The organism is Rhizobium bangladeshense, assembly GCF_017357245.1.
GTDB lineage: Bacteria > Pseudomonadota > Alphaproteobacteria > Rhizobiales > Rhizobiaceae > Rhizobium > Rhizobium bangladeshense.
In genome coordinates this window covers 338,477-351,814 of the sequence record NZ_CP071615.1, presented here as the reverse complement: position 1 = coordinate 351,814, position 13,338 = coordinate 338,477, and the positions used below count along the sequence as shown (strand labels likewise).

General features: G+C 55.2%; 12 protein-coding genes and 3 pseudogenes. 4 read left to right on the top strand and 11 right to left on the bottom strand.

Going from position 1 to position 13,338, the window contains the following annotated elements; genetic code table 11:
- Positions 1-243: 243 nt before the first annotated feature.
- Positions 244-570, top strand: coding sequence for a thioredoxin (gene trxA / locus J2J98_RS27640; RefSeq protein WP_164049386.1), 327 nt, complete (start codon positions 244-246; stop codon positions 568-570).
- 314 nt (positions 571-884) lie between these two features.
- On the opposite strand, the pseudogene J2J98_RS27635 reads toward trxA, so the two are convergent.
- Positions 885-2,038: pseudogene (locus J2J98_RS27635) on the bottom strand (IS3 family transposase); the annotation flags it as partial.
- A gap of 228 nt (positions 2,039-2,266) precedes the next feature.
- Here J2J98_RS27635 and J2J98_RS30585 point away from each other — a divergent pair.
- Positions 2,267-2,719: pseudogene (locus J2J98_RS30585) on the top strand (transposase); the annotation flags it as partial.
- Positions 2,720-3,080: 361 nt separating this feature from the next.
- Here the strand turns inward: J2J98_RS30585 and J2J98_RS27620 are convergent.
- From J2J98_RS27620 to J2J98_RS27610, 3 genes are all read right to left on the bottom strand, one after another.
- Positions 3,081-4,139: a sensor histidine kinase gene (locus J2J98_RS27620; protein WP_246569483.1), complete on the bottom strand. Its 1,059-nt coding sequence runs from the start codon at positions 4,137-4,139 to the stop codon at positions 3,081-3,083.
- A 25-nt stretch (positions 4,140-4,164) separates the two neighbouring features.
- A complete protein-coding gene (locus J2J98_RS27615; RefSeq protein ID WP_207603885.1) occupies positions 4,165-4,860 on the bottom strand; it encodes a response regulator in 696 nt (231 codons plus the stop codon).
- Between the two features lie 266 nt (positions 4,861-5,126).
- A complete protein-coding gene (locus J2J98_RS27610) occupies positions 5,127-5,876 on the bottom strand; it encodes a helix-turn-helix transcriptional regulator (protein ID WP_207603884.1) in 750 nt (249 codons plus the stop codon).
- A 763-nt stretch (positions 5,877-6,639) separates the two neighbouring features.
- Here J2J98_RS27610 and J2J98_RS30795 point away from each other — a divergent pair.
- Positions 6,640-6,843, top strand: a complete 204-nt coding sequence (locus J2J98_RS30795) for a transposase (RefSeq protein WP_336246184.1) — start codon at positions 6,640-6,642, stop codon at positions 6,841-6,843.
- Between the two features lie 53 nt (positions 6,844-6,896).
- Here the strand turns inward: J2J98_RS30795 and J2J98_RS27600 are convergent, their stop codons facing one another.
- Genes J2J98_RS27600 through J2J98_RS27585 form a run of 4 tightly spaced genes read right to left on the bottom strand, consistent with a single transcriptional unit; the run spans position 6,897 to position 11,191 of the window.
- Positions 6,897-7,193 (bottom strand): hypothetical protein, encoded by a 297-nt coding sequence (locus J2J98_RS27600; RefSeq protein WP_138396828.1) that lies wholly within the window; start codon positions 7,191-7,193, stop codon positions 6,897-6,899.
- On the bottom strand, positions 7,193-8,815 hold the full coding sequence (gene tnpC / locus J2J98_RS27595) for an IS66 family transposase (protein WP_207603990.1): 1,623 nt from the start codon (positions 8,813-8,815) through the stop codon (positions 7,193-7,195). The genes J2J98_RS27600 and tnpC overlap by 1 nt, the downstream gene beginning before the upstream one ends.
- Positions 8,816-8,874: 59 nt before the next feature.
- Positions 8,875-9,093: an IS66 family insertion sequence element accessory protein TnpB gene (gene tnpB, locus J2J98_RS27590; protein ID WP_246569482.1), complete on the bottom strand. Its 219-nt coding sequence runs from the start codon at positions 9,091-9,093 to the stop codon at positions 8,875-8,877.
- Between the two features lie 7 nt (positions 9,094-9,100).
- Entirely contained in the window at positions 9,101-11,191 is a 2,091-nt protein-coding gene (locus tag J2J98_RS27585; protein WP_207603883.1) for a recombinase family protein, read from the bottom strand.
- Here J2J98_RS27585 and J2J98_RS27580 point away from each other — a divergent pair.
- Positions 11,175-11,447 carry a hypothetical protein gene (locus J2J98_RS27580; protein ID WP_207603882.1) on the top strand — a complete coding sequence of 91 codons (273 nt, stop codon included), beginning with the start codon at positions 11,175-11,177 and terminating at the stop codon, positions 11,445-11,447. The genes J2J98_RS27585 and J2J98_RS27580 overlap by 17 nt on opposite strands.
- A gap of 224 nt (positions 11,448-11,671) precedes the next feature.
- Here the strand turns inward: J2J98_RS27580 and tnpB (J2J98_RS30580) are convergent.
- From tnpB (J2J98_RS30580) to J2J98_RS27565, 3 genes and pseudogenes are all read right to left on the bottom strand, one after another.
- Positions 11,672-11,830, bottom strand: a pseudogene (gene tnpB, locus J2J98_RS30580) (IS66 family insertion sequence element accessory protein TnpB); the annotation flags it as partial.
- Positions 11,827-12,195, bottom strand: coding sequence for a transposase (locus J2J98_RS27570; protein ID WP_207603880.1), 369 nt, complete (start codon positions 12,193-12,195; stop codon positions 11,827-11,829). The pseudogene tnpB (J2J98_RS30580) and the gene J2J98_RS27570, both read right to left, overlap by 4 nt.
- Positions 12,196-12,443: 248 nt before the next feature.
- Positions 12,444-13,193, bottom strand: a complete 750-nt coding sequence (locus tag J2J98_RS27565) for an aspartate/glutamate racemase family protein (protein ID WP_207603879.1) — start codon at positions 13,191-13,193, stop codon at positions 12,444-12,446.
- Between the last annotated feature and the right edge of the window lie 145 nt (positions 13,194-13,338).

Below are 13,338 nucleotides of genomic sequence, written 5' to 3'. Positions count from 1 at the left end.
CGGCTGTTGCACGGAAACCGGACCAGCGTTTGAGATCTTACGTGCTACCATCGATATTGATCCTATTCGATTGAGAACACGAATAATTACTGATTAACTTTGACCTCGCCAACACCTCTGGTGGGGGAAGACGAAGAGGAGGAACCCTCAATTCCAACACCTAGCGCCCGTATGACAGCTACGCAATGGCAGCCGAACCACAATCCGCTGCTGCGCTACCCACAATTTCAATAAGGAGCAACCGTGAGCGTTAAGAAGGTCGATGTCAGCAATTTCCAGTCGGAAGTCCTGGAATCCGTAGTGCCCGTAGTCGTCGATTTCTGGGCTGAGTGGTGCGCTCCGTGCAAAATGATTGCTCCGAGCCTCGAAGAAATCGAGGTTGAGATGGAAGGAAAGGTCAAGGTGGCCAAGCTGAATATCGACGAAAATCCGGAGATCGCCCGGCGGTTCGGCGTCCTCTCGATCCCGACGCTCGCGATCTTCGAGGTAGGCGAAGTGGCTAGCATCTCTGTCGGCGCCAAGCCGAAGACCGCTATCTTAAACTGGATACATCAAGCGTTGGCTAATTGACAAAATAGGACAGGGGTCGGAACGCGTTGATTGCGCTCTTGCCCCTGCTTACCCTGGGGAGATAGAGCTCAAGCGGCCGCCCTCCAATCGCATCCTACCTGCAGAGCCTCGACGAAATACCAACTATACCGCCGCAACTCAGCAATCTCCTCAACACCGATACCGCCTATCCAAACCCAGCAAGAACATCAACTGCCGAGGAAAGAGGCAGTATGAACGGCGGTCATTCGTGAACAGGCAGGCGCCCTGGCCGTCGTGCCAGATTGACCTTGCCCCCAAGTTTTATCAGTTTTGAGTTCGCTCCAGCGGTTTTTGGTTGCTGTTGTTGGTTCGGTAGCGGCGGGTTGCGGTGCGGAGCCATTTCGGCTGCGCAGCACCGCATCACGTCGCGGGTTGAGTGTCTGAGCGAATTCGGCCGGTGTCAGCCAGCCAAGGCCTGAATGCGGGCGTTGATCGTTGTAATCGCTACGCCAGTTTGAAAGCGCAGACCGGGCGTGAGCAAGCGACGAGAACAGAGTTTCATTCAAGAACTCGTCTCGCAGCCGCCCGTTGAAGCTTTCGATAAAAGCGTTCTGGATCGGCTTGCCAGGTGCAATGTAATGCCTGTCAACCTTGGTCCGGTCCGCCCATTGCAGGATCGCGTTGCTGGTGAACTCGCTGCCGTTGTCGCTGACGATCATCCTCGGCTTGCCGCGCTCCTCGATAATCCGGTCAAGCTCCCGTGCGACGCGAAGACCGGAAAGGGATGTATCGGCGACGAGCGCCAGGCACTCCCTCGTGCAATCATCGACGACGGTCAGAATCCGCAATCTGCGCCCATCGGTGAACTGATCCGACACGAAGTCTAGCGACCAACGATCATTGGCCACCATCGGCACCAGCATCGGCGCTCGCGTGCCTATCGCTCGCTTGCGACCGCCGCGCTTGCGCACCGTCAGTTTCTCCTCCCGATAGAGCCGGAAGAGCCTCTTGTGGTTCACGAGGTGACCCTCCCGCCGGAGCAGCACATGAATGCGTCGATATCCGAAGCGGCGACGTTCATGCGCCAACGCCTTCATTCGCTCGCGAAGCTCATGATCATTGTCGCGGCTGGTCTCGTAACGGACCGTCATTCGGCAAAAACCAATGGCTTTACACGCCCGCCGTTCGCTCATCCCATGATGGCTCATCAGACGCGCGACAGCTTTCCGCTTGGCCGCGGGCGTCACCACTTCTTTCCCAAAAGGTCTTTCAAGGCAGCATTGTCGAGCATCGCATCCGCCAGAAGCCGCTTCAGCGTGTTCTCGTCCTCAAGCGTCTTCAGCCGCTTGGCCTCGGACACCTCCATGCCGCCGAACTTGGCCTTCCGTTTATAGATGCTGGCATCGCTAACGCCATGCTTGCGGCAAAGCTCCGAGACCGGCGTGCCTGCCTCGTGCTCCTTCAGAATGCCGATGATCTGTTCGTCCGTGAAACGGTTGCGCTTCATTCTCTGGTCCTCTCAATGGGCCAGAGCTTACTTCAAAATGGATTATTTCAACGGGGCAAGGTCAAGATCACCGTAATCAACCCGCCTTGATGCCGTCGAAAGCTGAACAATTAGCCGCTTTGGGGATCTCTCTTCAGCGTCTCCTGCACCGACGTACCCCGTCAAACTAGGCCATTTGGAACTGAATTATCCACTTATGATCCCTGCGGGGAAGAAGAGGAGAATCCCATGAAGGCGTCGAACTTTTCGGAACCGCAAATAGCATTCGTGTTGAAGCAGTCAGAGGACGGTACGCCGATCGGTGAGGTCTGCCGCAAGGGGGGAATTTCGGATGCGACCTTTTACAATTGGCGCTCGCATACCCTCCGGAGATGAAGCGACTTCGCCAACTCGAGGACGAGAATGCCAAGCTGAAGCGGATCGTCGCCGACCCGTCGTTGGACAAGGCCATGCTTCAGGACGTCCTGTCAAAAAAGCTCGGAGGCCTACCCGCAAGCGCAAGCTTGTCGACACGGTCAGGCGGACTGGACCAGCCGCGGCGAGCAGGCCGAACTGAAGCTGAGAAGCAAGGACGTCTGCCAAACACGGGTGCGCTACGGCTACCGCCGCGTGCACGTGCTGCTCAAGCGTGACGGATGGCTCGTCAATCCGACGCGAATCTTTCGCCTGTCGCGAACCCTTGCACGGACGAGGTGGACATACATTTTTGCAGGACGCTCGCAGAGTGCGGCGGCACCAGCATCTGCTCGGCGATCGGCTTCTTCAGCTTGGCGTTGTCCTCTTGAGCGCCTTCAGACGCTTCGCCTCGCAAACTTTCATGCCGCCATATCTGGGTCTCCAAAATGTGAAAGGTCGCTTTCTAAATCTGCTTTGAGCAAACATCAACCGCTACGCTCCAGCTTCCTGTTCCTTCAGCACCGCAATGATCTGCTCTTCCGTAAATCTCTCCTCCTTCATTGTCCGTACTTCAGCAGGTCGGATTCTAATAAAATCTGGAGGAAATTACCCACCGGCCCGTCACTTCAGTTCACGTCCACCAACACTAAATCCTCTTTACGTTGGAGGCGTTCTTTGGCAGCCGGACCTTGACTTTGAAGCCTCGTCCGCAATCAGTATCTATGGCGACTTCGCCGTGATGGGCACTTACTATCGTCTTTACAATTGTAAGGCCAAGACCGCTGCCTTCGGGAACGCGCTCTTGCGAGTCATTGCCGCGCCAGAAGCTATCGAAGACTTTATCTGCCACGTCGGCTGGCAAGCCAGGACCTGTGTCCTCGCAAAGTATCATGGCCGAATCTTCATCCTGATAGGTCTGGATGGTCACGGTGCTCCCCGTTGCGTAGCGGCGGCAGTTATCGAGCAGCGCTCGCAGCACAAGGTGCATTCCCGTAGGATCGGCGATGCAAACTGCACGATCGAACTGTCGCTCAATTGTGATGCTGGCAGCGATTAAATCGTGCTCCATCGAGGCGGTCAGCGTCTCAGCTTCCACCGCCAGGTCGATCTCTTTCATGTTAAAAACGAGCTTGTTGGCGCTCGATAATCGAAGATTTTCTAAGTCGTCGGCCATAGGAACAAGACAGCTGACATGGGGAATCATGCGAGCGAAGAGCTCCCGACTTGGTTCGATGGCTCCAGTCGAAAGTCCACGCAGGTTGCCAAATAGCACGGTCAGGGACGTGCGGAATTCATGCGCGATCGCTGAATTCCGGTACCTGAGATCTGCTTCCAACTCCTCCAAACGTTCGGCCATAGCGTTAATATCGGCAGTAAGTGCATAGGTCTCCTCGAACGAGTTCGGGGGCGCCGTGACACGCACTGAATAGTCACCGGCGGCTATAGAACGGGTTGCAGCTGCAATTGGTGGCAGAGCGCCCACTATGCCTTGGGCTAGCCGACGGCCGACAATGACGGCGGGAATAAGACCCATTGTTACTATTAAACTCAGTACGGCGACATCCATCCAGGACGAGTAATAATTGGTTTCCCGAAAATAGCCCAAAGACTGCAATCGATCCAGTATCGTGAAAAATATTGCAACTCCAAAGTTAAATGCCGCTAAAGATATGAAGGTTTGCACGCTCAAAGCCCGAACGATCATCGTTTTCAAATTTCTGGTCCTGTATCTAACCATCTGGGTTGTCCATTCGGTATCCAATGCCCCTGAGGGAGACCAACATGCCGCGAAGGTCTGCCGCGTCTAGTTTGGATCTCAGATTGGACATATGAGAATCAATGGTCCGCTCGAGCGGCAAATCTTCTGGAAAACACGCGTCAATCAGTTCAGCACGCTCGAACACGCGGCCGGGGGAACTAGCCATACGAGAGATAAGCCTGAACTCCGTTGGAGTCAGCTTCAGGTCTTTTCGTCCAGTCGGTTGATCTGCCCATGCGGCATGTGCTGACTGATCGATAGTCAGTTTTCCAAGGCGGATTGGCCTATTGGCGGTGCGACGACCGACCCTCCGTAGCACCGCGTTGGTATGGGCCACCACCAAGTCCGGTTCGAACGGTTTGGCAATGTAAACATCTACTTCGCATCGATAGCCCTGCAGTTGTTCAATAAGCTTGCCCCGGCCAGTCACCATAATCACTGGCGTATCGCCGCGGCGCCTGATTTCAGCCAACACCTCAAAGCCGTCCCGGCGGGGCAACGAGATGTCGAGAATGATAAGATCCGGTTTCAGCTTCATATGGTGCGCAAGGCCTATTTCTCCATCGGATGCCTCCACTATTCGATAACCTTCTCTCTCAAGGTAAATTTTTAACAAAGCACGAGTTTCCCGATCGTCCTCGATGATGAGGATCAATTCATTGCGCATGGCGTGCCTCCTAAAAGTAATGATGCGAGGGAGGTTTCGCGACGCCTCGCGTCAAACCATAAATTCGAATCGCTGCAACCTGAGCAGTTAGCTTATGTGTCCGGCCATAAAGTGGACACCAACCCAGGGAAGAAGAATGGCGACGACTTCGCCTACCGGAGAAAATATATTTTTTCATATATTACTTGCGCCGGCCTGCTATTACGACGTGGTTTCGTAAATACGCTTGACACCTAAGATGATTTGAACTTAGTTTCTCCAATCTACTACGGCTGCACCTCAATCAATCCGTATCTTGCCGCCCTCAGTACCGCAACTATTCTATTCCCGGTCTTCAGCTTCCTCATAGCGTTTTTGATATGAAAATTGATTGTATTTGCCGAGATTCCAAGTATACCTGAGATGTCCCAAGAGGACTTTCCCTTTGCGACCCATGCGAGACACTCCTTTTCACGCCCAGTCAGGTTGGGACGTTCGTCGTTGCAGTCAAAAGTGTTCACGATCTTCAAATGAAATAACCACGCGGCAAATTGGAGGTAGTTGATTTCAAAGTCCTTCAGTCCACTCGCTTCTTTTTGAACAAAACTCATGGTCGAGAAACTGCCTCCCTGCCCGCGGAGGGGAACAGTAACGCCCGCCTTCAAACCAAAATTTTTAGCCTCATCGAAGATGCGTCGTTCTCTATCCGTGGTTTTTGGATCGGCATACACTTCGTCCCAGAGGAGCGGCAACGACTGAGATCGGCTCGCCGCTACGATTGGACCAAGCCTGTCATAACCTTCTTTTAAACAATGCTCCTGCCAAGCCGCTGGATAATTCGACATTGTTTGCAATTTGCTTCCGCCTTTTCTAAGTGGATTATGAACGTGCGTCGAAGCGCCATAGGCGACCAAAGGGTGACCCAAAATTTTCCCGAAATCAGATAGACACTCGAACAACTGTTCAACACGAAAGAGACCGTCCATCTGGTGAAAAAAAGTCCCAAAGGCCAAATCAGCATCAGCTTGCGTCGTCATTTGAGCAATCTCTCTCGGTATCGAGCTAAGCCGACCGGAACCTTCTGCCCGAGGTTGGGCACACTGATCGCAATCGCGCCGTCGGTTGTTCGCGAAGCCTTTGGGTGGCACGCGGATGGTGTCGCGGATTGCACGTCAGCATTGGACCAGCATGCTAAGTGGTGTGGCCAGAAACCAGCTTAGGGCCCCGAATCCGCATCAGTGTCTCCTCAACAAGGTCTATCTCTCGCGTACGGGTGGAGATTCCGTGGAGGCTGCATGGAGTTTTCATGCATGCAGAGCAAATTACGGTCACTTGAAACGGATCGTCGCAGATCTGACGCCGGACCGCGAGATGATGCAGGACGGCATTTGCGGAAGCTCTAAGACCTGCTTGGAAGCGGGAGGTATCCGTCAGCCGCTTTGTGGCCGGTACCGACCGACGCCGGTAGTAAGATAGGAACAGCCCCGGACGCATTATCGGGAATGCGTATCCAACCCGCGCATCAGAGCTTGCTCACCGACGTCCTTGAGTTCCGCCTCCATCCATACGCGATCATCCTGGCTGGACGTTCTTTGGAGCGTGGGATTCCTCGTGGCCGAAACCTTGACATAGGACATCAGAGACGCTGTCCTGATCCACCTTCCGGATCATCGCTTGATCATTGATGTTCAACCTCGAAAGACGGCTTGGACATATGTCGATTTCAGAGCTTACACTTAAATCGAAGGATGAGCCGGTACGCCGGTTTGAGGTGTTCACTGGCAATGGCCGCCGTAGCGAATGGAGCGACGATCAGAAGGCGCGGATCATTGCGGAGAGTTGCGAACCTCGGTGTGCTCTGTGGCGCGGCGGCATGGGTTGACGCCGCAGCAATTGTTCACGTGGCGACGGCTCGCCCGAAAGCGAGCTGAGGTTCTTTCTGTACTCGGGGAAGATCCGATGTTTGCACCAGCAGTCGTCGTGTCGCCCTTTAAAGGCGTCTGACCGAGCAATTTTGAGAAGTCGCTAGTTGCCGCAAAATCGTAACCGCCCGATTGCTACCGCCGAGATTTTGCTTTGATGCGAGCGACGAGCAGCTCGTCGTCAACAAAGCTGTCGAGGAAGTCGTTCCATTCTTGGGGTGAGCGGCGGGCATCTTTGAGCGTCTGCTCCAATTCGTCCATGCCGTCGTCTGTCAGTGCGGTCACCGATTCGTCGTCTCCGGTGTACACGGAGATGATGCTGCCGTAGCTCAGATTATCATCGTTGGAGACAATTGCCTGAAGAAGCTCCGGGTCCTCTTCGAGGATTTCGGCAACAAATTTGATCGTACGGACGTAGGTGACTGTCGCCATCAGGCTGCCTTCGCGTCGATTGTGGTGATCGCCGACCAGTTCCACGGAAGCAATTCGTCTAACCGATTGATCTTGTGATCGTGGATGCGATCGAGCACGTCTGCCAGATAGGCCTGCGGATCAAGACCATTCATCTTTGCCGTCTCGATGATCGTCATGGCGCGTGCCAAGGTCTCCGCTCCCGTATCGGCTCCCGCGAAGAGCCAGTTCCGTCTTCCCACGCCTATCGGACGCAGTGCCCGCTCGGCGGAATTGTTGTCGATCGCGACGCGGCCGTCGTCGAGGAACAGACAGAGTGAAGACCATCGGCTCAATCCGTAGCGGAAAGCTGTCGCCAGATCGCTTTTGCCCGGAATGCGCGTTAGTTGAGCTTCAGCCCAGTGGCGGAATGCATCGACCTTAGGCTTGCTCTGGGTCTGACGCGCGGCAAGCCGGATCTCAGGAGGCTGGCCGTTGATGCCTCGCTCGATGTCGTAAAGCGCTCCGATGCGATCGAGAGCCTCTCGCGCGATCTCGGACTTGTTTGATGTCCAGATATCGTGGAAGTCTCGTCGCCAATGAGCCCAGCAGGCGGCTTCCTTGAAGCGAGATTCTCCCTTTTCTCCAGGCGCGTATAGCTTGCCATATCCTTTGTAGCCGTCAGCCTGAAGGATGCCGCTTGATTGCTTGAGGTGGCGGTGGACGTGCTCTTCTTTCCAGTCAGGAGCAAAATAGTAGACTGCACCGGGCGGGGAACTGCCTGCCCATGGACGCTGATCGCGGACATACGTCCAGATCCTGCCCTTCTTCACACCCTTGCCCAACCCCTTGTCTCGCAGCGAGCGATCCAGCACCCTGATCGGGGTGTCGTCCGCATGAAGCAGGTCACTTGCCATGACCGCCGTTTCGATCCGCTCGATGAGAGGCTGAAGCACCTGCATGGCGCGACCACACCAATCAACCATCGTGCTGTCGGGAATGTCGGCGCCCATGCGGGCGAAGATCTCGTTCAGACGGTACAGTGGCAAATGGTCGTCGAACTTCGAGACCAGAATGTACGCCAAGAGGCCAGCGCCGGCCATGCTGCCCGGTATCGGGCGGCTGGGTGCTGCCACCTGCACCATTTTCTCGCAGCAGCGGCAGGACTTCTTCAGTCGAGCAACTTCGATGACTTTCATCTGCGCGGCGATCATGTCGAGGATTTCGCTGACGTCCTCACCGACAAGACGCAATTCACCTCCGCATTCCGGGCAGCAGGAACCAGGATCGAGCTCTCGGCGCTCGCGAACCGCCTTGTCCGAGACGCGTGGGCGCCGGCGCATGATCTTTTCAGAGGTATCCGCCAAGGGAACAACAGACGCCGCCTCATCAGGTTCATCGATTGGCGCCGTACTGCCTTCAGCGGCGGCGATCAACAGATCCTCAAGCGCCAGTTCCAACTGCTCGATTTCACGCTCAATCTTTTCAGACGACTTGCCGAAGACCTGTTTCTTCAGCTTGGCAATGCGCAGCCGCAGCGTTTGGATTAACTGATCATGCGCCTGCAATGTGGCCGACATCTTCGCATTTTCCGCCTGCAAAGCGGCAATCATTGCCTTGAGAAAGGCTGGATCGTCCGGAAGATTTGTCGTCGCTCTAGACATGATCCTGACTACCACGAGCCAGGATAAATTTCCATAAAAACCAGTGGTGTGGGATAAAATCACCCGACACGGGCCGGTGGCGCACCCCAATCAGGACGACGCCAATCGATCCCTTCCCACAACATCGCCAGTTGGGCCGACGTCAGCCGGGCAGTCCCGTCGGATGCCGAAGGCCAAGGAAACCGCCCCTTCGGCAAGATCTTGTAATACAGGCAGAAGCCCTGGCCATCAAAATACAGCAGCTTCAAACGATCGGCACAGTGCGCTTCATAATGCATCCCTCCATCAGATTCCGGGCAGCCGGACGACTTTATCATATTGATAATCCTCATAAAACTTGGGGCGTCGATCGACGACACCCTGCACCCCTATCCGGGCGGCTTCTGAGGATAATGCTTCGACGGGAACCATCCATGGCGAGCCGGGAAGGATTTGCGTTGCAGGTAAAATTCCTCTCTGCACCAAGCTTTTGGCCGATCCGACGCAAATACCGAGTTTCTCCGCCGCTTTCATCAAGCTGATCATCGGTACGTCCACTTTGGTGGCATCATATTCGGGAATTCCCAGGCGCTCGCGCAAGTCACGAACCCGCACGGTAGTCCAGCTCTCTCCATCACCTGTCTTGCAAAGCATCCTATTGAGGGACACCGCGAGTTCCCGATCTGGCCAATGTCCGCCCAGTTTGCGCAGGGCCTCGACGGCCGATGGTGCGAGTTCGGCAGGATATCGTCCGGTCTTGACGCGCGCCACACGCACCTCTGTGTGCCGACCGCCGGTCCAATGGATCAAGAGCACCGCCTCGTTGGTCGCATCATCGAGATCGCAAATAATCTCCTGAATCAGGATGTGGATGAGCCGTTGCTTCGTTCGCGTCTCCGTAGAGGGCGCATTCCATACGGTCGGTAAATCCTGGGCAAGTTGCAGGAGTCGGCCACGATCGATGACGGGGCGTGCTGCTGACAACGCGGATAGATCTTTGATCTTGCGCTCAAGCACGCCTACTCGCTCCAGGGCATCATTCCATCGGGCCTCCAGTTCGCGTGCAACATGCCGCTTGGCCGGGTCCACAAGCTCATACCTGCGACTGGCTAACAGCGCTTCGTAGCGTGCGCCTTCGAGGTCCCGCTCGATTGCGGCAATGACATCTCTCCGGGACCGCTCGACTTGATCCAAGGCGAAGATTGCCGCTTCGACAGCTCGGTCCGATACCGCTTCTAAAATCTGCATCGCAACGGCGCGGTCGACCCTGACGCCGCCAATGCCGATACAAAGGCCGACACCCACGTGAGCATCGTCGCCGCGGCACTGATAGCGATGGGCATTGCCTTTTGCGCTGCCGTAGAAGACGCGCATCATTCGGCCACAGCGACCGCATCGCATCAGTCCCGTCAAAAGGGCACGGCCGCCACGCGCTGACTTGCGATCGCAATTCTTCTTCATGTGCGCGTTCTCGGTCAGAAGCTTGTGGTTTTCCTCATACTCCCCCCAACTGATGTAACCTTGATGATTGTCGCGCAACAGCACGCTCCATTCGTCCCTCGGCTTGCGCACCCCGGTAGCCTTGCGAGCGCGGCCATCGACGATCCGCGTTCGCTGCGCACGTCTTCCGAAGGCATAGGCGCCCGCGTAGAGTGGATTGTGGAGAATCTGCATGACGCTGTGGTAGGCCGGCGCCTTCCAGGCAAGCTTACAGACGTCGACATTGCGCAGGACGACCGGCATCTTGATATCGGCCGACCGCAGCCACAAAAAGACCTGTCGTCCACTTCCCAGTTCCCGGAATTTGGCGAAGACGAGCCTGATCGTTTCGGCCACGTGTTCGTCCGGATCAATCTCGATCTTGCCCGCCTCGCTCCAGCAAAAGCCTGGTGGCAGCATGAACCGCAGTTCCCCGCGTCCTGCCTTGGAATCACGTGCGGCGATGCCACGTTGACGCATCAAGCTAAGCTCATACTCCGACATCGTGCCTTTCAACCCAAGCAGCAGACGATCGTTGACGAGCCGCGGATCATAGGCGCCATCCGGATCGATGACCAGCGTACCCGCAAGCGCGCAAAGGTCGATCAGATGATGCCAGTCCCTGCCGTTGCGCGCCAGCCGAGACGCCTCGATACAATAGACCGCTCCTACATTGCCGGAGCAAACCTGTGCCACAAGCCGTTCGAATCCAGGCCGTTCCGTGCTGCCTGAACCTGAGCGGCCGAGATCGTCATCGATTACGCTCACCGATGCAAAGCCAGTCGACGCGGCAGCTCCAGCCAGGTCATATTGCCAGCGCTGACTTTCCAGATTGCCGGTGACCTGAGTCATTGTGGACTGGCGGACATAGACCACAGCGGCGCGGCAAAGATGGTCAGGCGTGATCTTCGTGTTCATCAACGCCTCCCGTCTTCGTCATTCTGTTTGCTTCCAAAGCTTCCAGCAGAAGATCCGCCAGCGCTTCCACCAACTCTTTGACGTTCTTGACCGCTGGAACCTGAAGATTTTGGCGCTCCAACTCCAGAACGAGTTGATCGCGATTTTGATGTCGCCTGCTTCGCATCATCCTTCTCCTTCTTCCTCGAAGGACGGGATTTTGCGCCTCGTAAGCGAGTCGCGTCGAACGATGCCAGCGCCGCTGCCAATTCGTTGAGGCCGGCGATGCTGATCTCAGGCAGCCCTAGCGCCATGGTGGTGCAATAACTTTGATCGAACATCCAATTCGGCAATTCGCGGCAGAGATCTGGACGCTCATCCGTGTAGATGCAGGTTAAACCCTTGCCACGCCTGAACGGCGAGACCTGCACCTTCTTCCCGAACAGCGGGTGCCAAGGATAGGCAATCGTCGAAAAGCGAGAAACGTATGCAGAATGTCGGTAGTTGGCCACGCTTGCCGCGAAAGGCGAAGACCGCGCCGCCAGTCGGCTTCTGACGCAAAACATCCTGCGCAAGCGCGGCAAGGCCTTCTACTCCCTTGCGCATGTCCGTGATCCCGCACGCAAGATACACCCGAACGCCGGTCCCAGGCCCAATCATGCTGCTTCCACTGCCCGGATAATCTGCGTCAGGACATCGGGAGCCATAGAACTCTCGAAACGAAGCGTGCGGCCGCAGATCAATCGTAGCTCAATCATCCCGGAGCAGCTCTCCCTCAATTCAGGGGCATCGTTCTGCACGGCATTCAGATCGACGGGAATGAACAATGCATTCGAAGACACCGGGAGCAGCCCCTTCTTCTTGAGCTCGCTACGCCAGGCGTATATCTGCTGCCGCGTTACATCATGACGATGAGCAATCTCTGTGATCGTGGCTCCAGAAACCCCAACCGACATGACAATCGCAAGCTTGTCTTCTTCGCGCCACCGCAGTCGACGTTCCTGCCCAAGAATTTCAACGCGCATCGCAATCCTCGCCTAAGACACGTCGCTAACGACGTCGTTAAACACGTGTCTTAGGCCATCAGGGCGCTAGGCGGCAGGCGGTGCCAATCGGGCGGTTACGCAAAATCCTGCTCTGAGATTGGGGAGGGCCGATTGTGACACGCTGGTCCGAAAGCATGTGAACTGACGGCGCCATTGAGTGATCCGATATACCAGGTAGAAGTTTCGACCTTTGCTACCCTTTCTATCGCTCCTAAGCTTGTTGATGCCTATGTTTCGCGAAACCATGAAATGCACGCATCCACAAGAATATCTACCGGATCTATAACATCTGAACCTTTGAAAATATCTCTGGATGCGAGAGAAAGCTCACTGCACCCAAGTATAATAGCGTCCGGTTTGAAGCTCCGTGTTCGTGCTACCAGTAACGCCATTTTAAATCTCGCACGACCTATATTCCCCCTCTTGACTTCATCAATGACACTTACTGCATCTTGTTGAATTACCTCGAAACCAGGGTCGACGCCACCCCAGCCTGCCGTTGAATTTCCATACAATTTTTCTTGAATACTTGCCTTCATTCCCAGGACAATTGTTCGTAGGTTATCTAGATCCGTTCCGTTATTCTGACGTATGAAGTCGCGGGTAACCTCAACTATACTAATGAATTTTATTGTTAGTGCGTTTGCAATTTCAGAAGACCAAAAATGCGCGGTATTGCAGGGGATGGCTATAGCTCCACATCCAACGTTTTCGAGCCATTTTGCGCGTTCCAGAAGTTGTCCCAAAGGCGCATTGCTACCGATCGATATTGCGTGTGATTGATCAGAAATGTTTGGAAGTGACAGAGTAATAAATGGGACGTGGTCTTGATCTCTGTCCGCGCCACTTTTTTGAGCCAAAGCCTGCAGAAATTTCGCAGTTGCTAGACTTCCCATTCCCCCTACCACTCCAAGCGGCTTTTTTAACCCAATTATGTGGGGAGGACGGGCATCTGCTTGCGGCTTTATGTCAGACATCAGAACATCTCATCTTGCTGCAGAGCAGATTTGGTACGACATGAGGGCACCCCGGGCGACTGCAATCGAAGTTTTTCTTTACCACTCCAGTCACCACGGAACTTCTCTTAGTTGATCTCGGCAGCTCAAGGCCATGTGAGTCATC